At 65.6% G+C, this 25,649-nt stretch carries 20 protein-coding genes; 15 read left to right on the plus strand and 5 right to left on the minus strand.

Annotation, left to right across the window (positions count from 1 at the left end):
* Positions 1–1,539, plus strand: a complete 1,539-nt coding sequence (locus NFU08_RS10815; protein ID WP_251423081.1) for a dihydrolipoamide acetyltransferase family protein — start codon at positions 1–3, stop codon at positions 1,537–1,539.
* Positions 1,540–1,635: 96 nt separating this feature from the next.
* On the opposite strand, the gene NFU08_RS10820 is transcribed toward NFU08_RS10815, so the two are convergent.
* Positions 1,636–1,962, minus strand: a complete 327-nt coding sequence (locus NFU08_RS10820; RefSeq protein WP_251423084.1) for a hypothetical protein — start codon at positions 1,960–1,962, stop codon at positions 1,636–1,638.
* 262 nt (positions 1,963–2,224) lie between these two features.
* Here NFU08_RS10820 and NFU08_RS10825 point away from each other — a divergent pair, with 262 nt between their 5' ends.
* Positions 2,225–5,188: a BTAD domain-containing putative transcriptional regulator gene (locus tag NFU08_RS10825; protein ID WP_251423088.1), complete on the plus strand. Its 2,964-nt coding sequence runs from the start codon at positions 2,225–2,227 to the stop codon at positions 5,186–5,188.
* Between the two features lie 117 nt (positions 5,189–5,305).
* On the opposite strand, the gene NFU08_RS10830 is transcribed toward NFU08_RS10825, so the two are convergent.
* Positions 5,306–8,083: a phytase gene (locus tag NFU08_RS10830; protein WP_251423091.1), complete on the minus strand. Its 2,778-nt coding sequence runs from the start codon at positions 8,081–8,083 to the stop codon at positions 5,306–5,308.
* A gap of 456 nt (positions 8,084–8,539) precedes the next feature.
* Here NFU08_RS10830 and NFU08_RS10835 point away from each other — a divergent pair, with 456 nt between their 5' ends.
* The 9 genes from NFU08_RS10835 to NFU08_RS10875 all read left to right on the plus strand — a co-directional run bounded on the left by NFU08_RS10835 (position 8,540) and on the right by NFU08_RS10875 (position 18,866).
* Positions 8,540–9,823 (plus strand): ABC transporter substrate-binding protein, encoded by a 1,284-nt coding sequence (locus NFU08_RS10835; protein ID WP_174180671.1) that lies wholly within the window; start codon positions 8,540–8,542, stop codon positions 9,821–9,823.
* 66 nt (positions 9,824–9,889) lie between these two features.
* The gene (locus NFU08_RS10840) at positions 9,890–10,777 is read left to right on the plus strand and encodes a carbohydrate ABC transporter permease (protein ID WP_251423094.1); all 888 of its coding nucleotides are present in this window, start codon (positions 9,890–9,892) and stop codon (positions 10,775–10,777) included.
* Positions 10,777–11,727 (plus strand): carbohydrate ABC transporter permease, encoded by a 951-nt coding sequence (locus NFU08_RS10845; protein WP_251423097.1) that lies wholly within the window; start codon positions 10,777–10,779, stop codon positions 11,725–11,727. The genes NFU08_RS10840 and NFU08_RS10845 overlap by 1 nt, the downstream gene beginning before the upstream one ends.
* Positions 11,728–11,751: 24 nt before the next feature.
* On the plus strand, positions 11,752–12,804 hold the full coding sequence (locus NFU08_RS10850; protein WP_251423100.1) for a LacI family DNA-binding transcriptional regulator: 1,053 nt from the start codon (positions 11,752–11,754) through the stop codon (positions 12,802–12,804).
* Between the two features lie 38 nt (positions 12,805–12,842).
* Entirely contained in the window at positions 12,843–14,426 is a 1,584-nt protein-coding gene (locus NFU08_RS10855; RefSeq protein ID WP_251423103.1) for a glycoside hydrolase family 32 protein, read from the plus strand.
* 27 nt (positions 14,427–14,453) lie between these two features.
* Positions 14,454–15,404 (plus strand): carbohydrate kinase, encoded by a 951-nt coding sequence (locus NFU08_RS10860; protein WP_174180661.1) that lies wholly within the window; start codon positions 14,454–14,456, stop codon positions 15,402–15,404.
* A 45-nt stretch (positions 15,405–15,449) separates the two neighbouring features.
* Complete coding sequence (locus NFU08_RS10865; RefSeq protein ID WP_251423106.1) at positions 15,450–16,790, plus strand: NosD domain-containing protein; 1,341 nt, start codon at positions 15,450–15,452, stop codon at positions 16,788–16,790.
* Between the two features lie 66 nt (positions 16,791–16,856).
* Entirely contained in the window at positions 16,857–17,900 is a 1,044-nt protein-coding gene (locus tag NFU08_RS10870) for a LacI family DNA-binding transcriptional regulator (RefSeq protein WP_251423109.1), read from the plus strand.
* Positions 17,901–18,050: 150 nt separating this feature from the next.
* Positions 18,051–18,866 (plus strand): MBL fold metallo-hydrolase, encoded by an 816-nt coding sequence (locus NFU08_RS10875; RefSeq protein WP_174180655.1) that lies wholly within the window; start codon positions 18,051–18,053, stop codon positions 18,864–18,866.
* A gap of 14 nt (positions 18,867–18,880) precedes the next feature.
* Here NFU08_RS10875 and NFU08_RS10880 read toward each other — a convergent pair whose 3' ends face one another.
* Positions 18,881–19,618 (minus strand): GAF and ANTAR domain-containing protein, encoded by a 738-nt coding sequence (locus NFU08_RS10880; protein ID WP_251423112.1) that lies wholly within the window; start codon positions 19,616–19,618, stop codon positions 18,881–18,883.
* A gap of 148 nt (positions 19,619–19,766) precedes the next feature.
* On the opposite strand from NFU08_RS10880, the gene NFU08_RS10885 reads away from it, so the two are divergent.
* The 3 genes from NFU08_RS10885 to NFU08_RS10895 all read left to right on the plus strand — a co-directional run bounded on the left by NFU08_RS10885 (position 19,767) and on the right by NFU08_RS10895 (position 22,220).
* Entirely contained in the window at positions 19,767–19,904 is a 138-nt protein-coding gene (locus tag NFU08_RS10885; protein WP_251423115.1) for a hypothetical protein, read from the plus strand.
* A gap of 259 nt (positions 19,905–20,163) precedes the next feature.
* Complete coding sequence (locus tag NFU08_RS10890) at positions 20,164–21,108, plus strand: alkaline phosphatase family protein (protein ID WP_251423118.1); 945 nt, start codon at positions 20,164–20,166, stop codon at positions 21,106–21,108.
* Between the two features lie 170 nt (positions 21,109–21,278).
* Positions 21,279–22,220, plus strand: a complete 942-nt coding sequence (locus NFU08_RS10895; RefSeq protein WP_397425645.1) for a lipid kinase — start codon at positions 21,279–21,281, stop codon at positions 22,218–22,220.
* 62 nt (positions 22,221–22,282) lie between these two features.
* On the opposite strand, the gene NFU08_RS10900 is transcribed toward NFU08_RS10895, so the two are convergent.
* Positions 22,283–24,331 carry a matrixin family metalloprotease gene (locus tag NFU08_RS10900; RefSeq protein ID WP_251423124.1) on the minus strand — a complete coding sequence of 683 codons (2,049 nt, stop codon included), beginning with the start codon at positions 24,329–24,331 and terminating at the stop codon, positions 22,283–22,285.
* On the minus strand, positions 24,324–24,707 hold the full coding sequence (locus tag NFU08_RS10905) for a hypothetical protein (protein ID WP_251423127.1): 384 nt from the start codon (positions 24,705–24,707) through the stop codon (positions 24,324–24,326). Before NFU08_RS10905 ends, NFU08_RS10900 begins: the two co-directional genes overlap by 8 nt.
* Positions 24,708–25,108: 401 nt before the next feature.
* Here NFU08_RS10905 and NFU08_RS10910 point away from each other — a divergent pair, with 401 nt between their 5' ends.
* Entirely contained in the window at positions 25,109–25,591 is a 483-nt protein-coding gene (locus NFU08_RS10910) for a hypothetical protein (protein ID WP_251423130.1), read from the plus strand.
* The last annotated feature ends 58 nt before the right edge of the window (positions 25,592–25,649 follow it).

Genomic DNA, 25,649 nt, shown 5'->3' on the forward strand with positions numbered 1-25,649 from the left:
ATGAGTGAAACACGCGTGTTTTTGTTGCCGGACCTGGGTGAAGGCCTCACCGAAGCCGAGCTGGTGTCCTGGCACGTTGCCGTGGGGGACACGATTTCCGTGGACCAGCCCATCGCCGAGGTGGAGACCGCCAAGTCCACCGTGGAGGTGCCTTCCCCCTACGCCGGGATCGTGGCCGAGCTGCACGGGCAGCCGGGCGAGACCCTGGACGTGGGGAAGCCGCTGATCTCGGTGACGCCTGTTTCTGTTGGCGGGCCTGCCGCGGATGCTGCCGCTCCCGCTCCCGCTGAGCCGGAGACCGAGCCTGCCGAAACCGAACTGGGCGACGCCTTGGATGAGCCCGCCGGCCCGCCGGCCCAGGCCGAGGCGGAGGCGTATAGGGAAGAGGAGAAGGCCGGGTCCGGCAACGTGCTGATCGGCTACGGAACTCCGGGCGGCCACGGCGTTGCCCGGCGCACCCGTGCGCGGAAAGCTTCTGCTGCCTCCGGCTCCGTCAGCACTCTGCCGCTGGAGGACGGGGCGGCCGACGGCGGCCCTGCCGAGGGTGCCGACGTGGACCTTTCGCTCCTGCGTACCCGGGTCCCCGGCCGGCTCGGCGCAGTCATCTCACCGCTGGTCCGGCGCATGGCCCGCGAGCACGGCGTGGACCTCGGCGGAATCCCCGGCTCCGGCGACGGCGGCCTGATCATGCGCCGCGACGTGGAAGCCGCCATCAGCACCCCGGCGGTGGAGGAGCGCGCTGTTGCTGCGCCCCGCCCTGCTGAGCCTGCTCCGGTGTCTGTGCCTGCTGAACCCGGCCAATCCGAAGCCCAGGGCGTGGATGCCCGCACCGGTTTGCCGATCTCCGCCCGGACCCCGGTCAAGGGCGTGCGGAAGGTTGTTGCCACCAACATGGCCCGCAGCCGCTCGGAGATCCCGGAGGCGACGGTCTGGGTGGATGTGGACGCCACCGGGCTGATGGAGTTGCGTGAAGGGCTCAAGTCCGGGAGTGACCAGGTGCCCGGCCTGCTCGCGTTTATTGCACGTTTTGTCACAGCCGGGCTAAAAGAGTACCCGGAGCTGAACACGCGCATCGAAACCGCGGAGGACGGTTCGCAGGAGATCGTCTCGTTTGACGGGGTCAACCTCGGCATCGCCGCCCAGACCGACCGGGGCCTTGTGGTCCCGTCCGTCCGCGCCGCCGAAAAGCTGACCGCGCGCGGACTGGATGCCGAGATCCGCCGGCTCACCGACGTCGCACGCCAGGGCAAGGCGACCCCCACGGAACTGGGCAGCGGCACGTTTACGCTCAACAACTACGGCGTGTTCGGCGTGGACGGGTCCGCGGCGATCATCAACCACCCGGAAGTGGCCATCCTGGGCGTGGGCCGGATCATCGACAAGCCGTGGGTGGTGAACGGAGAGCTGGCCGTCCGCAAGGTCACCGAGCTCACCCTGACCTTCGACCACCGCGTCTGCGACGGCGGCACCGCGGCCGGCTTCCTCCGCTTCGTAGCCGACGCCATCGAAAACCCCACCGCCCTACTCGCCGACCTCTAACCCCACCGCCCATTTTCGACGAGCATGAAAGCTGGCGCTACCCGAATTCGGGTGGCACCAGCTCTTATGCGCCTCGAAAACCGGGCGCTTTACAGGCTAACTCCGGTAGGCACCGCCGGAGGCGTAAAGGTCAGCCGTGATGCGTGAGTTGGCGCCCAGGAAGTCGCCCAGCTCCTGCAACCTACGGATCTCTTCAACACTGAACGGCACACCGACCGCAACGGCTTGGGTATCGCTCCAGCCATGCGCTGAAGCTGCCTGGGCGGGCGCAGCCAGTGCCGCCGTCGTAAGCGACGCTACGGCGGCCGCTGCAAGCGCGAGGCCCCGCGTTGCCCTGTGTACTTTCCCGGACCGCACGTCCAGCACAGACTGCGGCTCCGTCCCTTGCCCGGTAACCCGTGGATCTCCTCGTAAGGCGGACACTTTACTGCTCCTTTCATGCGGTGCCGCCTACGGGAGGCGGCCATCTCCCCGAACGTTTTTCGTCCAGGCCCCTTTGTTTTTCCTCGTGCTCAAAGCGTCCCGCGGACGGCTTAACGGGGACTTAATCGGATCCGGACGCATTTCCCCTAATGGACGCCGGGCCGGTGAAGCCGGAAAATTTAAATCATCTGGGGCGCACCTGCGTGTCCCGGTTCCGCGGCAGCATGGTTCGCCCGGCAGGCTTGCGGCGGAGGTGCTTGGGATGGGTGCACTTTGGATTCGGGCTTTGGGGCCGCTGGATCTCAGCGTCGATGGCACGCCTGTAGCCCTTGGTGCCGGCCAACAGCGCAAAGTCCTCGCGTTCCTGGCTCTCCGCGCCAATTCCGTAGTCACGACAGACGCCCTGGTCGAAGCCCTCTGGCCAGGCAGCCCGCCGCGCAAGCCCGTGCCGCAACTGCAGGTGTACGTCGCCACCCTTCGCCGAGTCCTAGACCCAGACCGTCCCAAGGGAGAACCTTCCCGGCGCCTGGCCAGCCGTTCGGGCGGCTACGTCCTTTCCGTCGACGGGGAAGAACTGGATCTCTTGAGTTTCCATGAGCAGGTCACCGCCGGGGAGCGGGCCGTTGAAGACGGTGACCTGGAACGGGGCGCTGAATACCTCCGTGAAGGGGTGGGGCTCTTCCGGGGACCCGCTTTCCCCGACCTTGCCGACGTGGAGTTGGTGCGGCCGGAACTGGAAGCGCTTGAGGAGGTAAAGCTGAACCTGTATCAGGACCTGTTCGACGTGGAGCTTGCCCTGGGCCGCCACAGCTCGGTCATTGGCGAGCTGCACTCGCTGGTGGCCCAGCACACGTACCGGGAAAGGCTGTGGGCATCCCTGATCCTTGCCCTGTATCGGTCCGACCGGCAGGCTGATGCCCTGGCTGCATGCCGGGAAGCTCGCATGGTCTTCACCCACGAACTGGGCCTCGACCCAGGCCCGCGCCTCCGTGCGCTGGAGGCCGCTGTGCTGCAGCAGGACCCAGCCCTCGACGGCGCCCACCGCAAGCCCCGTCAGCGCGTGGAGAACCTGCCCGCCGAAACGACAGAGCTGGTGGGGAGGGAAACCGAACTAAAGGAACTGTGCACCCTCTTCACGAACCGCAGTTGCCGGTTGGTGACCGTCACCGGACCGGGTGGCACGGGAAAGACGCGGCTTACGCTGGCCGCCGCGCGGCAGCTGCTGCCCCGTGCCGCAGATGGCGTCTGCTGGGTGGACCTTGCCCCGCTGACGCAAAAGGAGCAGGTTCCCGCAGCGTTGGCCGGCGCACTCGGGTTGGAAATCGCGGGTGGGGCAGATCCACTCAAGGTTGTGACCCAGTTCCTGCACCAAAGGCACCTGCTGCTGGTCCTGGACAACTTCGAACACGTGGAGGGCGCGTGGCCGGTGGTTGTGGACTTGCTGACGGCCGCCCCGGACCTCCGGGTTTTGGCCACAAGCCGCAGCCCGATCGGCGTGCGGGCCGAGCAAGAATACCCCCTCGGCCCGTTGGCCCTGCCGCCCGCAGACCCCTGCCTTCCCCCTGATCGCCTGCAGGAGGTGCCGTCCGTCAGGCTGTTGTTAGCCAGGGGGCAGGCGGTCCGTCCGGGGTTGACGCTGACGGCAGAGAACAGCAGCTGCGTGGCCCGGATCTGCCGCCGTCTCGACGGCCTGCCACTGGCCATCGAATTGGCGGCAGCCCAATTGCGCCACAGGGATGAGGCAGGGCTGCTTGCGGGCCTCTCGACAAGCCTGGCTGAGCTTCCATCCGCCTTCCGGGACGTACCGGATCGGCAAAAGACCCTGACCGCGACGATCACGTGGAGTCACCAATTGCTCGGCAGGGAAGAACGCGAACTGTTCGACCTGCTCGGGCTCTTCGCCGCTGATCCCTCCGTGGCAGCAGTCAACGGGGTTTTCGCATACCCCTTCCGGATCGACCGCGCCAGCACGGAAGGTTTGCTGGCCGCGCTCGCCCGGCACAGCATGATCCGGTTCTATACCGACCCGATGGGGTCGCTCCGTGTCTCGATGCTGCAACCGATCAGGGAATTTGCCCGCAACCGGATCGCTTCGCGGAAGGACGCTTCGCTGGCCCGCCGCCGTTACGCCGAGTACTACGTGCGCCTCGCCGAGGACATTGGCCCCCTGTTGTGGGGAGAGGAGCAGGTGGCTGCGTTCCGGCTGCTGCATGCCGATGCTCCGGATCTGCGGGGTGCGCTGCTGTGGGCTTCCGGCCCCGACGGCTCGCTCGAGCTGGCTTTGAAGCTGGTCAGCGAACTCTGGCACTACTGGGAACTGACCGGCGTGCTGGAAGAGCCCTGCCGCATCGCCGAACAACTCGTCGCGAGGGCAGAAGACCTTCCGCCGGCACTGACGGCCGGCGCCCTTAGCGGAACTGCAACTCTGTGTTGGCTGCTCGGCCGGAACGAGAGGGCCGCTGACCTGCATCGACGGTCCCTTCGGGCCTTCCAGGAGGCACACGACCAAAGCGGCGTGGCGTGGGCAACCGTGTGCCTGGCTGTGCAGGCGGCGGAGTTGGGCGACGTCGAGGCCGCCAGGGCACTCGCAACTGAAGCTGCCGAGCATCCCCAGGCACGCCCACGAACCCGCCTTGCCGCCGTCATGATCCTTGGGTTGCTAGCCTTCTATGCTGGCGATACTGCCAGCGCCCAGGAACCTTCACATGAAAGCGTGCGGCTGGCCCGTGCTCTAGGGGACCGGTGGGTACTCGGCGTCGCTCTCATCAACCGTGCCGATGTGGTCCAACTTGCCGGCGATTACGACAAGGCAGAGCAGCTCCTGCACGAAGCCCTTCACACGGCGCTGGAACTAGGTGCAGAAGGCTACATGGTCAATGTGCTTGAGTCTCTTGCGGGCGTCTATGTGGACCAGGGCCGGGACCAGCTGGCCATCCGGATTCTTGGCGCCGCCGCGGCCTACCGGGCCGACCGCGGCCACCCGCTGGCGGCGGCGGAACGCCAACGCATTGAAGCGATGATGGCCCGCGCCCGTGCCACAGTCGGGCCCATCGGCTTTGCCCTCAACTGGGCCGAGGGACAGGCTTTGACCCTCCGCCGGGCACTCCGGGAGGTGCATCCCGACACCGACACAGCCAGCCTGCCGGACGCAGGGAACCCCCATCAACTTCCCGCCAACGTTGGCATTACTGTGGGACCGCGGGCCACCACCACGGCACCGTGGTAGCGGCTGTACGGGTCAATACCGGGTGGGCACCGGAGTTCCCTTTTCGACACGCATAAAAGCGGACGCCACCTGAATACGGGTAGCGCCCGCTCTTTTGCGTCTGGGAAGCCCGGACGCCTACTGGAACACGAGTACCAGCTTGGGTGGGGTTGTGGTTTCCCTGGAACCAAAGTCGGCTCCGTCGCTGCTGGAGGCGTTGAGGCCAAGCGACAGGAGGCCGCCGAGCTCGCCTTGCAGGTCTGCCGCCGTCAGTGTCACCTCGTAGTTGGTGTTCACCGATACCGGTCCTAGGCTTCCCAACAGCCCGGTGCCAAGTGCCGGCCGGTTGCTGTACGTAAGGGCGGTCTCGACCCACGAGTCGTCCGCCACCAGCCTTACGTTCTGCTTACCGGAAGAGCCGCTGGTCGTCGCCCGCAGCTGGAGTTTGGCGCTGACGATCGTCTTTCCGGCATATGGCGTCAGGTCGAACTTCAGGTAAGCGTTCTCCACCGGGCTGTTGTCCACGGCGAGCTTAGTCGCAGTCCCGTAGTTCGTCGTCGTCGAGGCACTGGACACGTAGGTGTCCGCTGTGGCCGTCAACGTCACCGTCTCGCCTGGCGCTGGAGCCGCCGCCGTCGTAAAGTCCCACGTCTTGGTGACGACGGTATTACCGGCGGTGTCCTTCGCTCCGTTGACGCGCGCGGTGTACTGCGTAGCGGGCTTGAGGTCAGCTGCAGGATCCAGAGTGGCGGTGTTGTTGGTGAGTGTCACCACAGCGTCCACAGGAGTGGTTGACGCACCTTCAGACAGCGTGACCGTCGACCCGTTGACCGTCGCCGCATCCATGGGCTCGGAGAAGGTGACCGTGACATTTCCGTTGACCGGTGCGTTGGGTGCGTTCTCCGCCGGGGTCACCGAGGTCACTGTCGGTGCGGTGGAGTCACCGGGAGGCGGCGTCCCCCCGCCCGAGAGTTCGAGGACCAGCTTGGGCGGGGTGGGAGTCTCCTTCGAACCGAAGTCCGCCCCGTCGCTGCTGGTGGCATTGATGCCAAGCGACAGAAGGCCGCCCAGCTCGCCCTGCAGGTCAGATGCAGAAAGCGGGACTTCGTAACTGGTGTTCGACGCGACCGGCCCAAGGCTTCCCAGCACCGCAGTGCCCAGGGCCGGCCGGTTGCCGTACGTCAGGCCAGTCTCGGTCCAGGAGTCGTCCGCAACCATCCTGACGTTCTGCTTACCCAGAGAGCCGCTGGTCGTCGCCCGCAACTGGAGCTTCGCGCTGACGATCGTCTTTCCTGCGAATGGGGTCAGGTCGAACTTCAGGTAGGCGTTCTCCACCGGGCTGTTGTCCACGGCGAGCTTCGTCGCCGTTCCGTAGTTCGTCGTCGCCGCGCCGCTCGAAACGTAAGCGTCTGCAGTCGCAGTCAGCGTCTCGGTCTGGGGTGCTGACGTGTCGATCACCCATGTCCGTTCGGCGGGAGTCTGGTCGGCGTTGCCGGCCGCGTCGGTGGCGCGTACCGCAAAGGCGTGCGAGCCAGCCGCGAGGCCGGTGTAGCTCTTCGGCGACGTACATGCTTCGAAGGCGCCGCCATCCAGCTTGCACTCGAAAGTGCCGGGTTCCGTGGCGGTAAAGGTGAACTCCGCCGACGTGCTGCCGCTGGTGCCCGACGGGCCGCCGGTAATGGAGGTGTCCGGAGGTGTGGTGTCCGGGCCGGGATCTCCGCCGCCGCCGTCTGCCCCGATCAGGCGGGGGTCAAAGGAGGTGTCCACAAGGAGCTTAGGACTGAATCCATCGGCAATCTGCTGCCAGGAAACCAGCTTGTGGTTCTGGTTGCCGCTGATGCCGTTGCCGGTGTCGGTGTTGTTGTGGTCTTGGCTGGTGAATAGCCCGGCGGGGAAGGAGGGCCCGAGTGGGAAGTTGGTGACGTCGATCCCGTCCTGGCCGTTGACGCCGTCGACGCCGCCTCCGGAGACGATCTTGAAGTGTCCCACGTAGGCGTTGTCACCCCGGTTGTAGACCGCGAAGTTGGAGCCGCCCTGACTCGACACAATGAGATAACCGGTGCCCTGGCGGCCGTAGTAGATCGCGGTGTTCTTTATGTTGTCCACGATCCGGCCGCCGGTGGCCACAGTCCGGTCCACAAGGCTGCGGGTGGCGCCGTCACCCGGCTCAGCGCCATACCGCCACACGCCCACTTCTTCCTCCGACACGTAGAGGCGCTGCAGCTCATCGTCGGCTGAAATGCCTTCGGAGCTGTCGCCGTTGTCGAAAGAGCGGACGGCGGTTCCGCGGACCGATCCGGTGGCGCCGTCCAGCTCGAACTGCGTGATCACGTTGCTGTTGAAGTCATGGACGAAGGCATAGTACTTGCCGGAGACGGGGGAGTGGTACATCCCGAAGCCTCGTGGCCTGCCCGGGGTGCTGATGCGTCCCACCTCCGTCAGCGACCGGTCCGCGACGTTCACCTTGTAGAAGCGGACGCCGGTAGAGTCCGCGTTTCGCTCCGTCACGCCAACCAGTGCGATGCGCTCACTGCCCAGCGGAAAGTTGTACCGGAGATCGACGTTGTTCATGCTGCCGTGCAGGTAAAAGTGCAGCTGGCGGCCCGACAAGTCATAGACCCCCACGCCGCCGGTACTCAGTTTGTCCGTCCCGATGACCACGCTCTGCGACGGGTCCGTGGGATGGATCCAGATTGCGGTGTCGTCGGCCGCGTCGCTGGAGCTCGGAACGGGTGTTGTCTCTGCCGTCGGTGTAACGAGAACATCGGCCGCGTGCGCCTGTGGCGCGGCAAGTATCTGAACGCCTGCGAGGGCGGCAACCAAGACCGCGATCGTCAGGAACCGGAGCAACGCAGGAGCGTGGCGCAACGATGGGCCAGCCGCCGGGATGCGTGGAAGATGGATTGTGTGGGACATAGACTTCCTATCCGTTCACCGGTGGTCGGCGGCAGCACCGGGCGCCGGGACACCCTTGTCACGGTGGGCCGATATGGATAAGTCCGGAGTCTATAGATCGGGCAGAGCCCCAGGTAACCACCAGCCGTACCTGTCTTTTGGAACGGCACTACCTGTTTCCAGGCCCTCGCTGCAGCGGTTTTAGCGGGCCGTGTCAACTACCGTGAGCGACGCGGAAATGCTTCCGTGCGGCCCGGATTCCCTGGCACCCCATCTTCCCGAGGCGTAGAAGCTGATCCATGTCGAAAACCATCGGCGCGTCGAGCCTGGTGACAAATCGGTTTTGCAACTTACGCTGTGACTCTTGACACGTGCATGACAGCGGACCTAACGTAGGTGCCGAGTCGTTTTGGCAAAACGATTTTTCACCCTGATCATTCTCATCCTTTCCGTTCGAGAGAAAGTGAGTCGACAGAGATGTCCACTCGTAAATACATCAGCAGGCTCGCCATCGGCGGCATCTGCACCGCCGTCGCACTGGCCGCCTCCGCGTGCGGCGCCGGAGGCCCCGCCGCCAGCACGTCAGGAACGGCCGGCACCAACACAGTCAACGTCCTGGTGGAGGCCGGCGGCCACGCCGAGCTGACCGGCGTTGCCGAACAGTGCAAGAAGGACGCCGGCGTAGACGTCAACTTCGTGGAACTGCCCTACGACGGCATGTTCAACCGGCTCTCCAGCGAATTCTCCTCCGGCGCCGTCTCCTTCGATGTCGCAGCGCTGGACTCCGTCTGGCTGCCCAGCTTCAAGGACGCCCTCCAGCCCATCGACGAAATTTTCACCGACGAGGCCAAGAAGGACATCTTCCCCTCCCTCGTCAAGGAAGCGAACGTGGACGGGCACTTCATCGGCCTGCCCGCGTGGACCAACGCCGAGATCATCCTCTACCGCAAAGACCTCTTCGAAGACGCCAAGAACAAGGCCGATTTCCAGGCCAAGTACGGCTATGAACTCGCTGCCCCCACCACCTGGAAGCAGTACCAGGACATCTCCGAGTTCTTCACCAGGGACGGCATGTACGGCACGGACGTCAAGGGCGGCGTGGAAACCGAATGGCTCGCCCACGTTCTGCAGGCCGGCGGGCCGATGATCCTGGACGAGAACAACAACGTTGTCATCGACAACGACGCCCACAAGGAAGCGCTGGACTTCTACGTCAGCCTCACCAAGTCCGCACCCGCCGGCGCGGCGCAGGTGGATTGGGCCGCAGCCCAGAATCTTTTCAACCAGGGCCAGACCGCCATGACCCGCTTCTGGGCCCACGCCTACCGGCAGATCCCCAAGGATTCACCCGTTGCCGGAAAGGTGGGAACCGCCCCCATGATCGCCGGTTCCGCCGGCATCGGCGGCGTCCCCGGCCCCTGGTACCTTACGGTTCCCAAGGCCACCAAGAACACGGAGGCCGCCAAGAAGTTCGTCCAGTGCGCCTATGACCACAACAGCATGGGCATCGAATCCAGCCTGGGCCTGGCCTCGCGGATCTCCGCCTTTGAGGAGTACCAGGACAAGGAAGGCTACGAAAGCTTCGGTCCGCTGATCGAGACCCTGAACGGCGAGGCCACCGCCACCCGCCCGGCCACGGAGAAGTGGCAGCAGATCGTGGACACCGTCCTGGTCCCGATGCTGCAGAAGGCCGTGGCCGGCGGTGACTCCGCAACGCTGCTCGCAGACGCCAAGAAGCAGATCGAGGACCTCCTCAAGTAAGACCCCCGCGGCCGGTACCTGAACCACCGGTGCCGGCCGCGGCCCCAACCAGCGGAAGAGAAAACCGTGCGCATTTCCGATCGCCGCTTCGCATTGTTCCTGATGACCCCAGCGGCGCTGTTCCTGGCAGTATTCGTGGCCTTCCCGCTGTTCCGCCTGGTGGCGGACAGCTTCTTCAAAATCTCCCCGATCGCCGGCGGCCCCCGCGACTTCGTGGGCCTGGACAACTACGTCCGGGCCTTCGCCTCCGAAGCCTTCACCGGCGCAGGATGGCGGACGCTGGCCTACACGCTGGTGGTGGTCACGCTCGAGTTCGCGCTTGGCCTGGGCATGGCCCTGCTGTTCACCATGCTTGGCCGCAGTTCCCAGATCTGGCGGACCGTGTTCATGTACCCGCTGATGATCGCCCCGATCGTGGCAGGCCTGTTGTGGAAGTTCCTGATGATCGACAACTTCGGCCTTATCGGGACCCTCCTGCACCAGGCAGGCATCCTGTCCAACCCCAACCAGATCGGGTGGCTCTCGGACCCGAACATTGTCTTGTTCTCCGTCGCCATCCCGGACATCTGGCTGACCACCTCCTTTATGTGCCTGGTCCTCTTCGCGGGGCTCCAGAACATCCCGGGGGACCTGATCGAAGCTGCACGCCTTGACGGCGCGCGCGCCCCGGCCATGCTGTTCCGCATCATCCTGCCGCTGCTCCGCCCTGTCATCGCCGTGGCCCTGGTAGTGCGGGGCATCGATGCCGCCCGGGCCTTCGACACCATCCTGATCCAAACCAACGGCGGCCCGCAGTCCGCCTCGGAAACCATGAGCCTGCTGATCTACCGCACCATGATCCGCTTCGGCGATCCCGGCCTGGCAAGCGCCATGGGCACCATCTACCTGCTGGCCATGCTCGCCGTCGCATTCTTTGCGGTGGCCACCATCTGGCGGCCAGGAAAGGACACCTGATGCGCGTCGCAGAAAAAACAACGCACGACGCCGGGACCTCCGCTACGGCGGCCGCGGCACCTTCCGCACGTCCCGCCGTCGTCCGTCCCCTCAGGCGCCGCGGTGTGAACCGGGAAGGCCTGGAAGCAGGCCGGCGCGGCACCCGGACCCTGCTGTGGATCCTCCTCGCCGCAGCCATGGTGCTGTACGGATTCCCCTTCCTGTACCTGCTGTTCACGTCCTTCAAGACGCCCATCGACACCATCGCCGTGCCGCCCACCATCCTTCCCCGGGAATGGACGCTGGAGAACTACACCAACGCGCTGGGCCGGAACGGAGTCCTGGCCTCCTTCATCAACAGCATCCAGACGGCCATCATCAGCACCCTGCTTTCGTTGCTGCTGGCGGTTCCGGCGGCGTACGGCATCACCCGGTACAAAACCCTCAGCGGCAGGATCTTCATCATGGCCGCCCTGGTGACCCGCATGGTGCCCCCGGTGGCCATCGGCATTCCGCTGGCCTCGATGATGGCATCCATGGGCCTGTCCGATACCCCCATCGCCCTGTCGATTGCCCACACCACCATCTCGCTGCCGCTCTCCATCTGGCTGATGGCCAGCTTCTTCGAGGCGGTGCCGAAAGACCTGGAGGAAGCCGCCACCGTGGATGGCTGCAGCAGGCTTGGAGCCCTGTGGCGGGTGGTGATTCCGGTGGTGTCCGGCGGCATCGCGGTCACCGCGATCTTCGCCTTCCTGGCCTCCTGGAACGAATTCCTCTTCGCGCTCCTGATGACGGCCATCCGCTCCCAGACAACGCCCGTGGTGATCGCCAACTTCCAGACCCAGTTCGGCCTGGACTGGGGATCGATGACGGCTCTGGCAGCCGTGTACTCCATCCCGGTCATTCTTCTTACCCTGCTCCTGCAGCGCAAGATCGTGGCCGGCATGACGCTCGGCGCGGTCAAGGGCTGAACCACCAACAACAGAACGAAGAAGATGAGCAACAGGAACATCGGCATCAAGGACGTGGCTGTGGCCGCGGGCGTCTCAGTAACAACTGTGTCCCACGTCCTGAATGAGGTTGCCTACGCCCGGGTCAGTCCCGAAACCCGGGACAAGGTCCGGTCCGCTGCCGAGGAGCTGGGTTATGGCCCCAACCGCCTGGCCCAGGCCTTGCGTACGCAACGGACCGGGATGCTGGGGCTGGTGAGCGAGGATATCGCCACCACGCCACACGCGGGCCGGATCATCCTCGGCGCCGACGAGGCCGCCAAAGCCCGCGGCTACAACCTCATGATCATCAACACCTCCGGCTCGGCCAGCCTCGAATCCCGGCAGGCAGACATCGAGGCCCTCCTGGAACGACGGGTGGACGGCATCCTCTACGCCACCATGTACCACCGCAACGTGGAGCTGCCGGCCAACCTCGGCAGCGTGCCCTCGGTCCTTGTGGACTCGGTGGCCACTGGAGGAAAGATCACAGCTGTGATCCCGGACGAGGAAGGCGGCGCGCGGGCAGCCGTGGGCGCGCTCCTCGAAGCGGGCCACACCCGGGTGGGCTTCCTCAACAACACCGATGACGTCCCCGCGACCCGCCAGCGGCTCCACGCTTTCCGGGCGGCGCTGACGGAAGCGGGGCTCGATGGCGACGCGGCACCGGTCGAGTCCGAGGCCTCCGAGGTGGACGGCGGCTACGCGGCGGCCCTGCGGATCCTGTCGCCCAGGGACCGTGCCGCTATGCCGACGGCATTGTTCTGCTACAACGACCGGATGGCCATGGGTTCGTACCGTGCCGCTGCGGAGCTGGGGCTCAGCATCCCGGGCGACCTTTCCGTGGTGGGCTTCGATGACCAGGAACTGATTGCCGCCAACCTGAACCCGGGCCTCACCACCGTTGCCCTGCCCCACTACGAGATGGGTGCCTGGGCCACCGAGCACCTGATTGACGCCGTCGAGGGAAAGACCGATCTTGCCCTCATGGCACTGCACCCGACCATCCTGGGCTGCCCCCTGGTGCGCCGCGATTCCATCGCGGCTCCACGGCACTAGCCAGCCAGCCCCTCCACGTCCGAAAAGGAACGCCAGACATGTCCAGTTGCCTTGACGCAGCAATCCCGGAAACAACCCGGCACGCAACCTCCAGGTTCCGGCCAGCCATCCACTTCACGGCAAGGGATACCTGGCTCAACGACCCCAACGGCCTGGTTTACTACGGCGGCCTGTACCACCTCTTCTTCCAGAACAACCCGTACGGCAGCGTCTGGGGCAACATGTCCTGGGGCCACGCCACCTCCCGCGACCTGCTGCACTGGACGGAACACCCTGTTGCCATTGCCTGCGACGAGGAGGAGGACATCTTCTCGGGGAGCGTGGTGGTGGACCACGGCAACACCTCCGGTTTCGGCACTGCGGACCACCCCGCACTGGTAGCCATCTACACCAGCGCCTACAAAGCGGCGTCCGAACACCACGGCACGCAGGCCCAGTCCCTGGCCTACAGCACGGACGCAGGAATGACCTGGCGGAAATACGACGGGAACCCCGTTCTCAGCAGGAACTCCGCGCACTTCCGCGATCCCAAAGTCTTCCGGTACCAGGGGGAGCGGGGCGCCGGCTGGATCATGGTCGCCGTCGAGGCGCAGCACCAAAAGGTGGTCCTCTACCGTTCAGATGACCTCAAATCCTGGGAATTCCTGAGCGACTTCGGACCGGCCAACGCGGACCAGGGCGAGTGGGAGTGCCCGGACCTCTTTCCCCTGATGGTGGACGGGGACCCGGACAACACCAAATGGGTGCTGATCGTCAACGTCAACCCGGGAGCCGTGGCCGGCGGTTCCGGCGGCCAGTACTTCGTAGGGACGTTCGACGGCGTCCGCTTCGTCCCGGACGCCGGCTCACTGGCGGCGCCGGCGGGGGTCAGCGCCCTGGATGATCCTGCCGCAGCCGCTGCGGCGCTGCAGCAATGCCTGTGGCTGGACTGGGGACGCGACTGTTATGCCTCGGTGTCCTTCAGCGACGCCCCCGACGGCCGGCGCATCATCATCGGCTGGATGAACAACTGGGACTACGCCAACCAGCTGCCCACCGCCCCGTGGCGGTCCTCAATGACCCTTGCCCGCGAACTGCGCCTCACAGAAATCAACGGCTCCGCCCGCCTGATCCAGCAACCGGTCCTTCCCCCTGCCCGCGCGGAAGAAGCTGTCCACGCGGTCATCGGGCAGATGGACGCAGTCGCCTTTGATCTGAGGGATTCAGCCTTCCGGCTGCCTGATGCGGTACCCGGCAGCGCCCACATCATCGAGGCAGAGATACTGACCGGAAGCGCCAGCCACGTGGCTTTCCACCTGTTCGGGGACAGTGAGGGAAGCGCTGGGACCCTGCTGACCTACCACGCGGCGGCCAATCAGCTCGTCCTGGACCGCCGGCTGTCGGGCAACACGGGCTTCCACGAGAAGTTTCCCTCCGTGGAAGCCGCCCCGCTGGTCCTGGAGGACGGCGCACTAAAGCTGCAGATCGTCGTCGACCATTGCTCGGTGGAGGTGTTCGCGCAGGACGGCCAGGTTGTCCTGACCGACCTTGTTTTTCCTGAAGAGGGACATACCGGGAACCGGCTGACGGTCAGCGGCGGGCAGGCAACCATCCGGACACTCACCGTCACGGCACTCAACTAAGCGCACCCACTCAGAGGAAGGCCCAACATGCCAGCAGCCCAGCAAACCCGCCATGACACCACAGCGCCCTTTGAGGTGGTTGTTGTCGGTGAAGCCCTCGTGGACATCGTCGTCTCGCCCCAAGGCACCAGGGAGTACCCCGGCGGATCTCCGGCCAACGTTGCCTACGGGCTCGGACGGCTGGGAGTGGACACAGGACTGTTGACCTCGATCGGCGACGACCACTATGCGGCCCTCATCAGGCAGCACCTGGGGAACGCCGGGGTGGGCTTTCTGCCCGGTTCCCTCCGCCGGGGCGGAACAGCCACGGCAACTGCGGTCCTGGCTACCGACGGTTCGGCGCAGTACGACTTCGACGTGCAGTGGGACCTACCGCGGATCGCTCCGGCTGCCCTGCCCAAAATCCTGCACACCGGCTCGATAGCTACGTTCCTGGCACCGGGGGCAGCGGTGGTAAGGGAGCTCCTGGAACAATCACACCAGCGCTGCGTGGTCACCTACGATCCCAATATCCGTCCTTCACTGCTTGGCAGCCACCTCGAGGCAAAAACCATCTTTGAGGAACTGGTGCAATTTACGGAGGTGGTGAAACTCAGCGACGAGGACGCACGGTGGCTGTATCCGCGGCTCTCCCTGGAAGACACCGCGCAACGCATCCTCGGACTCGGGCCACGGCTGGTCGCCGTCACCAGGGGAGCGGAGGGATCCCTGCTCACAACCAGGGACGCACGCGTGGACGTCCCCTCGGTTCCGTCAGCCGTCGCGGATACCATCGGGGCAGGGGACTCGTATATGTCCGCGCTGATCTACGGGCTCCTCATGCGTGGCGCAGAAGGTCTGGCGCCGGCAGTACTCGAATCGCTGGGACGGATGGCAGCGAAAGCGGCGGCAATCACCGTACGCCGCCCGGGCGCCCAACCGCCAACATCAGAGGAACTCCAACGGGACCTCCCGGAGCACCAGCCGGTGGCCCCATAAACCCTGCTATCAGGCTGACGAACCACAACATCAAGGGAAGAAAGCATGTCAAGCAACAACTACTACGACGTGACAGCGTGGCCAATCGGCAACCCGTCCAAGGACATCGGCGAAGTCATCAACAGCATCATCGCCGACATCAAGGGCCGGCAGGCCGCCACCGATGTGGACGACGGCGGGAAGCCCGGCGCTGTGATCTACCTTCCGCCGGGGGACTACCACCTCCGCACGCAGGTGGTCATCGACGTCAGCTTCCTTCGGATCCAGGGCTCGGGGCACGGCTTCACGTCATCGAGCATCCGCTTCAATGTTCCCGAAGACGAATGGCCTGATCTGCATGAGCTGTGGCCCGGCGGGAGCCGTATTATTGTTGACCTTCCCGCCGGCGGGGACGGGGAGGAATCCACGGGAGCCGCGTTCTATGTTGAGCGGAGCGGGAGCCCGCGGATCAGCTCGGTGGAGTTCTCCAACTTCTGCATCGACGGGCTGCACTTCATCCCGGACGGCTCAGGAGTGCCCGCAGAAAACACCTACGTCAACGGCAAAACCGGCATCTACGTCGCAAGTGCCAACGACTCATTCCGCGTGAACGGCATGGGGTTCATTTACCTCGAAAACGCCCTCACCATCCACAACGCGGACGCACTGTCCATTCACGACAACTTCATCGCCGAATGCGGAAGCTGCATCGAGCTGCGCGGCTGGGGACAGGCATCAAAAATCACCGACAACCTGATCGGTGCAGGCTTCAAGGGCCGATCCATCTATGCCCAGAACCACGGCGGGCTGCTGATCACCGCGAACAACGTCTTCCCCCGAGGTGCGAGCAGCATCCACTTTGACGGCGTCACCCGGTCAAGCGTCACCAACAACCGACTGCATTCGTTCTACCCGGGGATGGTGGTCCTCGAGGGCAACAGTTCGGAAAACCTGGTGGCCACGAACCACTTCCTGCGGGACCACGAGCCGTGGACGCCCTTCCTGGGAGTGGACAACGGGTTGGACGACCTCGCCGGACTTCTGAGCGTCAGCGGCAACAACAACTCAGTGGTGGGCAACCACTTCTCGCAGGTCATCGACTCGCAGACCATCCGTCCGGCGGGTGCGAGGCCTGTCATCATCCGGTTGAAGGCGGGTACCGGCAACTTCGTCTCCAACAACCACGTGGTGGCACTGGACGTGGATTCCACGTCCAGTGATTCCTGCTTTGAAGCCCAGGTGGACGCCCTGCTGGCCACCAAGGCTTCGGAGGGCCTCGCCGTTACCGCCGTGATGGTCGATCCGGGGTCAGCCCGGAACACCATCCTTGATTCGGGAAGTGATGCCCAGATTATGGCAGACAGGGCAGTAAATGCCTTCAGGCCGACACCCACGGTAGGTTTCTAAATGGCAGCTGCGCCTGTGGCAGGGTAAACAATCTGCCATCACCGGCGATGAGGACGTGGGAGACAGATGAGCAACAAGAACATCGGCATCAAGGACGTGGCGCAAGCGGCGGGGGTGTCCGTGACCACTGTCTCCCACGTCCTCAACAACGTCAGTTATGCACGCGTCAGTCCCGAGACCAAGGAAAAGGTCAGGGCCGTCGCTGAAGAGCTGGGCTACGAACCCAACCGGCTGGCCCAAGCGCTGCGGACGCAGCGGACGGGCATGCTGGGGCTGCTGAGCGAGGATATTGCCACCACACCGCATGCCGGCCGAATCATCCTGGGCGCAGATGAGGCCGCCAAGCGGCGCGGTTACAACCTCATGATCCTTAACACGTCCGCTTCCGCCAGCCTGGAATCCAGGACGGCCGACGTCGAGGCGCTGCTGGAGCGCAGGGTGGACGGCATCCTCTACGCCACCATGTATCACCGCAACGTGGAGCTGCCCCCAAACCTGGACAGCATCCCATCGGTCCTGGTGGACTCCGTGTCTGCCAGCGGAAATATCTGTGCGGTGATTCCGGACGAGGAAGGCGGCGCCCGGACGGCCGTAACTGCCCTGCTGGACGCAGGCCACCGGCGGATCGGCTTCCTGAACAACACCGACGACGTCCCGGCAACACGCCTGCGCCTCCAGGGCTTCCGGAGGACACTGGAGGGGGCAGGGCTCGACGGCGGCAACGCGCCGGTGGAGTCTGCGCCGTCCGAGGTGCACGGCGGCTATGAGGCGGCCCGCCGGATGCTCGGCCGCAGCGACAGGCCCACAGCCCTGTTCTGCTACAACGACCGGATGGCCATGGGTGCCTACCGTGCGGCCGCTGAGCTGGGGCTGGCCATCCCGACCGAGCTTTCCATCGTGGGGTTCGATGACCAGCAACTCATCGCCGCCAACCTCCACCCGGGCCTGACCACGGTGGCCCTTCCGCACTACGAGATGGGTGCCTGGGCAACGGACCAGCTCATCGACTCCATCGAGGGCAAGAACGATCTTGCCAGCATGGCGCTCCGCCCGACCGTGCTGGACTGCCCGTTGGTCATCCGCGATTCCATCGCAGCTCCCGGGGCCTAGCCTGAAAACCCACCTTGTGGCGGCGGGAGGTAAGGAGACGACGGCGGCCGCGTCCCGCCGTCGTACGGGGGGCCTCCCGGGAACTCCAAGCAGTGCTGGGTACAATCGACCACTAAACGAACACTGCTTTGCCGGAGGTACGGAGAAACAATGTCGGAATGGCTCGAAGTCGGCGCGGACAACTATGTGCTGGTCACCGAAGGATCGCTTCTGAACACGGGACTGGTGGTGGGGTCCGAGCGGGCCATGGTGATTGATACCGGCTGCGGCCCCCGGCAGGGACGGGAGATCCTGGACGCAGTACGGGAAAAGACCCAGCTGCCGCTCGTGGTGGTGAACACCCACGCCCATTACGACCACTTCTTCGGCAACGCGGTGTTCGCCGAAGCCGGGGTCACCGAGTTCTGGGCGCACCAGAACTGCGCCACCGAAATCGAGGAGCGCGGGGACCTCCAGCGCCGTTTCGTGGGAACCCTCGAGCCGGAAATGTCCACCGGCGAGGGCCAGAACGTGGAACTCGTGGTCCCCAACGCCATCGTCAAGGACCAGCCGGTGCTGGTGGACCTGGGCGGGCTGACCGCCACCCTGTTCTACCTGGGCCGCGGCCACACCGACGGCGACCTGGTGGTGGGCACCCCCACCACCCTGTTCGTGGGCGACCTCGTGGAGCAGGGCGCCCACCCGTCCTTCGAGGACTCCTACCCTGAAGAGTGGGCGGATGCCCTCCGGCACATCTCAGCGCTGCGCCACCGCTACGAGTTCCTGATTCCCGGACATGGCAAGCCCTGCAGCGACCAGTTCGTCAAGACGATGGCCAACACTCTGAGCACCGCGGTCCGCCAGGCACGCCAGTCCATCCGGGACACCCCGGATGACGCCACTAAGGCCATCCCCGTCCTGCCGTACGGGCCGGAACAGTCCCGCTGGTTCATCAAACGCCTGCAGGAAACCCGCCGGGAGCAGTAGTACGGGAGCCGGACTCAGTCGTCGAAGTGCGTGCGCACGTCCCGGCTCCCTGAGACGCCCGCCACCACTTCTTCGGCAACCGCAGCCAGTTTCTGGTTGCGGTTGCTGGAAACCGCCATCAGGATCTTCATGGCCTCATCCTGCGTGCACCGGTTTTGTCCCATGATGATGCCCGCGGCCAGGTCGATGATGGTCCGCTTCTCCATGGCAGCCCGCAAGTCTTTGGTGAGTTCATCCTTGGCTGCAATCCTGACCGCCAGGGCCATCGCCTGGCCCGCCGATTCGGCGAAGGCTGTGGCCCTGGCGATCATCGGCTCGGTGAGCGGCGCGGCGGGGGAGGCAAAGAGGTTCAGCGCCGCTGCCGCGTTTTCTCCGGGATCCAGCGGAACACCGAGGCAACTGCCGCATCCGGCCGCGGCCAGCGCCCGGCTGTACTTGGGCCAGCGGGAATCGGTAGAGACGTCCGCCAGCAGCACCGGCCTGCCGGTCTTCAGGGCCTCGGTACACGGCCCGCCGCCAACAGCCTGCTCAATCTCGTCCAGGCGCACAGCAACCTCGCTGCTGCCGGCAATCGTGACCGGACGCTTTTGCCGCCGCAACGTGACGGCACACTCAACTTTTGCCCCCGCCGCCTCCGTCATCACCTCGGCCCCGAGGGCGGTCAAACGGTTGAGGAAACTCCTGAGGTCCTCGAACGTGGCCAGGAGGCCCTGGAGCTGATCGTAATCGCTCTGAACTTGATTGAAGGCCATGGGAACACCATAGGAATCTGGCCCCCTGGAAGCAATGAGTGCTGCTGCGCTGAGGACGGCGTGGAACCGGCGCCCCAGTGGTGGGGATTAGTAAAACGAGTAGCGATTACTCGGGCCCTTAGCACCCGCGGTTGCCTAGGTTCGATGCATGGCAGAAGTTATCAACCGCAAGCACGGCCGCCGCAGAATGGCCAAGGAGCCCAAACGCGGCATCCAACCGTACGTGATCGTCAACCTTGTCCTGGCGGTCGGCCTCGTCATCGCCGCATTCGCCCTGACACGGTAGGCGGAGTGGGGCTTTGGGCCCATACGTTGGATACGCCGGCGTGGCAGGATATTCCCCAGGTGGATGGTACTGCGGCCGTCCTCCCGGGAGGCAGGACTTGATGGCGGCTGACAATCCCCGGAAATCGTCCGGCACACGCCGGCGTGGGTCAATCGCGCTGGCCTGCATTGCGGCAGCTGTCCTTGCCGGGTGCCAAACCGCGCCAAGCCCGGCGCCTGGTCCACCGTCCTCCGGGGGCGCGGACGGAAAACTGGGCCACGTGTTTGTGATCAACCTCGAGAACAAGTCGTACGACAAGGTGTGGGGCCCGGATTCGCCCGCCCCGTACCTCGCCAAGACCCTGCGGAAACAGGGCGTGCTGCTGACGGAGTACTACGCGATCGGCCACTCATCGCTGCCCAACTACATCGCGCAGCTCTCCGGGCAGGGCCCCAACCCGGCGACCAGCAGCGACTGCCACACCTACGAGGCCTTCACCGCCACCGGGACGGCCGCCCCGGGCCAGGTGCAGGGCAGCGGCTGCGTCTACCCCGATTCGGTCCCCACCCTGGCCGGCCAGCTCAGCCAGGCAGGCAAGTCCTGGAAGGGCTACATGGAGGACATGGGAACACCGTGCCGCCACCCGGAGATCGGCGGGAAGGACCCCAACCAGAACGCCAGCGCCGAGACCCAGTACGCCACCCGGCACAATCCGTTTGTGTACTTCACCTCCATCACGTCCTCGCCCGAATGCCAGGAGAACGTGGTGGACTTCAGCAACCTGGCCGCTGACCTTACCTCCCTGGACACCACGCCCAACCTGTCCTACATCAGCCCCAACCTGTGCAACGACGGCCACGACGACCCCTGCCACGACGGCTCCAAGGGCGGCCTGCCCAGGGCCGACGCGTGGCTCAAGAAGCACGTCCCGGACATCCTGGCCTCCGCCGCGTTCCAGAAGGACGGGGTCCTGGTCATCACCTTCGACGAGGCCAAAGGTAAGGAAAGCGCCGCCTCCCCGCAGCCCGGAGGCGCCGGTGGGGGCCGCGTGGGTGCGCTGGTCCTGTCCCCACAGGTCAAAGCCGGCAGCACATCAGAGCGTGCCTATAACCACTACAGCCTGCTGGGCAGCATCGAGGACATCTTCGGCCTGCCCCACCTCGGCTACGCCGCCGCCCCGGGGCTGAACCGCTTTGGCAGCGACGTCTACACCAACGGTTCCTGACTGCGCGGCAGCAAACATACGCGGCGCCAAACATGCGCGGCACCCCGCCTGGCCAGTACGACGGCGGCCGCGCACCGCCGTCGTACGCCTCCTGTCTCGCACGGCGCACCTTCCCGCCCCGACTGGGCTGGGGCTACCACTCAGGGCTTTCCCAGCCCGCCCGGCCTAGGATGTTCCCCATGATGCTTGCCCAGGAGGCGAAGTCCGCTGCCGTGGTGATCAACGCCGGGGCGCGCCTGGGATCGGCGGGGCCGGCGCCGGCGGTGGACATGCTGCGCAGCGCGGGCCTGCGCATCTCAGCTGTCCACCAGGTCCTGTCCGGCACCGAGCTGGACGGAACCCTGGACCGGGTGGTTGCCGAGGGGCACGACCTCGTGGTTGTTGGCGGCGGTGACGGGACGGTGTCCTTCGCCGCCGGCCGGCTCGCCGGGACGGGGATTGTGCTGGGAGTCCTGCCGCTGGGGACGGCCAACGACCTTGCCCGCACCCTCGAAATCCCGGCCGATCTGCCCGGAGCGTGCGCTGCCCTGGCGGGCGGGAAAGTGGTGGACATCGACATGGGGCGGGTCAACGGCCACCCGTTCCTGAACGTTGCCTCCGTGGGCCTCTCGGTGGGTGTCACCGAAACCCTCAGCCCCCGCCTCAAGCGGTACCTCGGCCCGGTGGCCTACGGTGTTGCCGCCGTCCGCGCCTATGCCCGGCACCAGCCGTTCCGGGCCCGCCTCGAGTTCCCGGACGGGGACCATGAAACGCTGGAGCTTGAGAACCTGCTGCAGGTGGCGGTCGGCAACGGCCGGCACTACGGCGGCGGCAACGCGGTCTCGCCCACGGCCGGCATCGACGACCACCTCTTGGACGTCTACGCCATCCCGGGGGCGCCGCTCCGGGAGCACATCAGGATTGCCCGGATGCTCAAGAACGGCAGCTTCGTGGAGCGCGACGGCGTGCACCACCTGACCTGCCAGCGCGTCCGCCTGGTCACCGAGCCGCTGATGCCGGTGAACCTCGACGGCGAAATCGCCACCGCCACGCCCGCCGACTTCACCATCGAGCGCAACGCCGTGCACGTGGTTGTGCCGCAGGAAAGCACCAGCGCCCGGTTCGACGGGTAGTTCCCTGGTGACGTACGACGGCGGCCGCGCGCCGCCGTCGTACGCTTCAGTCCTGCAGCTGGTCAGGCGTCCATGCTTCCCGCCGGCATCTTCCCCTGCTCCTTGACGGTGCCGCCGCGGCCGCCCGCCGGCTCCTTTGTGCCGCCGTCCATGCTCCCGCCCGGCATGCCCGCGGGCTGCTGATGGCCGTTGGTGGTGACGCTCTCCTCCATGGTGCCGGCCGGCATCTCCACCGTTTGTTCCAGGGCGCTGGCCGTGTCCCCGCCGCCCTCCCCGGTCATGGACGCGGCGCCTGATGCCCCGGTGGACTCCTCGGTCAGGAACGGCCTGGTCTGCCACTTGTGCCAGAGGGCGTTGTCCGTGCCGCGGACGAAAACCTCCAGGCGGCCGTCGGCGTTGGTGCCCACGGTGATGTTGGATGTGAGGATGCCGCCCAGGGAGTGCCAGTCGGACCAGCCGCTGTTGGGTGCGGTCTGCCATTTGTGCCAGAGGGCGTTGTCCGTGCCCCGCACGAAGACCTCCAGGCGGCCGCTCGCGTTCCTGCCCGCAGCGATGTCCGACGTCAGCAGCCCGCCCAGGGACCGCCAGTCGGACCAGCCGCTGTTGGGTGCGGTCTGCCATTTGTGCCAGAGGGCGTTGTCCGTGCCGCGGACAAAGACCTCCAGGCGGCCGTCGGCGTTGGTGCCCACGGTGATGTTGGATGTGAGGATGCCGCCCAGGGAGCGCCAGTCGGACCAGTTGCCGTTGGGCGCGGTCTGCCATTTGTGCCAGAGGGCGTTGTCCGTGCCCCTGGCGAAAATCTCCAGCCGGCCGTCCGCGTTCCTGCCCACTGCGATCTCGGAGGTGATCACCCCGCCCAGGGAGCGCCAGCCGGCCCAGTTGCCGTTCGGGGCGGTCTGCCAGCGGTGCCACACGGCGCCGTCGTTGCCGCGGGCGAAGACTTCAAGCCGTCCGTCCGCATTACGCCCCACCGCCGCGGGTCCCGTGATGCCGCCGCCCAGGGAGTTCCAGCCGGCCCAGTTGCCGTTGGGGGTGGTTTGCCATCGGTGCCAGAGGGCGTTGTCCGTGCCCCGGGCAAAGATCTCCAGCCGGCCGTCCTGGTTGTTGGCTGCGGCTATCTCGGAGGTGATCACCCCGCCCAGGGAGTTCCAGCCGGACCAGTCGCCGCTGGGGGTGGTCTGCCAGCGGTGCCACACGGCGCCGTCGGTTCCCCGGGCGAAGGCCTCCATCCGGCCGTCCTTGTTGTTGGCCACGGTCACGTCCGAGGTAATGATGCCGCCCAGGGAGTTCCAGCCGGACCAGGCGGCAGGGGCAGCCGGGTACAGGGCCCGGAAACCGTCAATGTCGTCCTGGGTGAGGGCGCGCTTGGTGAAGTTGGCGGAGACGGTGGGGGCCATCACGGCGTTCGCCACGCTGGTATGCGCGAGCCCCACAATGTGGCCGAACTCGTGAAGTGCCACCGTCTCGATATCGAAAGCGCTGGCCACGGCGCCGACGCTCCACACATGCTCGCTGTCATCGAAGTGGACCGGTTTGGGCAGCGTGGTGGTGATGACGCTGCAGCCCGGCGGGAAGTCGGCGTGGGCCAGGACGCCGCCCACCATGGAGTGGTCCGGGTCCGCGGCAGGGCGCCACCCGATGCGGATGTCCGGGCTGGAGCCCACGGCCACCTCGGTGAACGTCAGCCCGCCCACGGCCTGCCAGGTCTGGATGGCGCGCCGGATGGCGTCGAACTCGGCGTTCCCGGCGACGTCGTCCGTGCCGGTGTCGAACGCGTACGTCAGGGTCCGGTCCGCCCACGCGCACGTGGTGGAGAAGGCGAGTTCGCCCGGCCGCACATCGGGAAGCCCGCAGCGCGGCCGCATCATGGCTTCGCGGGTGGCGTCGTCGAAAACGCCCGTGACCGGCAGGTGGAAGAACTCCTGGAAACTCCGGAGGGCCCCCTCGGTGGGGTGGTCCAGGACGCCGGGTTCCCTGGGCGTGGCCGGGCCCAGGTAGCCGAACCGCTCGAGGTACGCCTGCACCTTGCTGAAGCCGGCATGGCGCTCGCCGGGGGCCGTGTTTTCGACGGCGGCGAGGTACAAGGCCCCGCGGTACTGCTCTTCAGGCATTGGATTCTCCTTGATCTGTTCTGATGCTTCGCAGGATCTGCAGGGCGACGTCCCGTTGGGCGCCGGCGGGCAGATGGACGACGGCGGTGGCGCGGCCGGGAATGGTGGCGGCAACCGTGCGGGTGCCGCCCTCCTCGAACACGACGAAGTCAGCGATGAGGCTGCCCACGGCTTCCCGCCAGTGTTCGTAGCCCGGCTTGGCTGCATAGCGGGTAAGGGGGTCGGCGAAGAGGCTCGCATCAACGGTCAGGCGGATGCCGGCACCCTCCAGGACAGCGGCGCTGCCTTCGATGCCGTGCTCAGGCGAGGGGGCCAGCGCGCTGGGAACGTCCAGCGCCAGGTCAGCCACCCGGAGGGAACTCCACCCCTGTTTCATTACCCCGTCCTCACATGCGAGGGAACACAGGATCGAGTTGACCAGACGCGCGTTACTGCGCCGTTACTGCTTATCGGAGGCGGCACACTCACTTAATGCGCGGGCCCCCTACTTCACAATTAGTGCTTCCCAGGCGCGAAATTGGGGGACTAGTATCCTCCCATCCGGTGATCGCAAACTAGCCGATACGGAAGCCGAACTTACTGCCAAGTGAGAAATGATGCGGGAGAAACGGGCGTTTGACGGCCCGGCCCGCAGTCCGTCTGCCGATTTACCTAACGCGGTAATGATGCCGACTGCTGAACATTCAATGCCGAGTATTTAGCAAGTTCCACAGCGCGCAGGCCCATTGACTATTTGTGCCCCTGCGCGCCCACATCAATTCGTGAATGGAGTTTCTGATGAAGAAACTGATGGTTTTGTGCGCCCTGTTTTTGGCCTTCTTCGCCGGCGCCACACCCGCGGTTGCTGCTCCACCCAGCGAGGATGTCCTCCTGGATATAACGTTCAAGCCGAAGCAGCTCTGCAGCTACCCGGTAAAGCTTGTGGTCACTGGTAAATCAAAACTCATTGAGCTTCCCGGCGACCGGGTGTTTATTGCCTCTCCTGGCCAGGAAGTAACCATTACCAACCTCAAGACGGGGGAGGAAGCAACCTTCCTCATCACGGGCAGCACCCATGCCGAACTGCAGGCTGATGGCACCACGGAAGTAAAGGTGACCGGACTGAATGTTGTGCTCAATGCACGGGAAGCAAAATCAGAGAAACCGGGAATCTTCCTGCTCGAAGGCAACTTCACCTTTGCCCTCAAAGAAGATGGATCTGAAGAGAGGGTGTTCAGCGGAACCGGAGAGGTAACGGACATCTGCGCCCTGCTCGCCTAAAAGCGCGCTGATCCTTCAGCCCAGCCGGACGACGGCGGCCCCGCGCCGCCGTCGTCCG

Source organism: Pseudarthrobacter sp. NCCP-2145 (genome assembly GCF_023708005.1).
Classification (GTDB): Bacteria; Actinomycetota; Actinomycetes; order Actinomycetales; family Micrococcaceae; genus Arthrobacter; species Arthrobacter oxydans.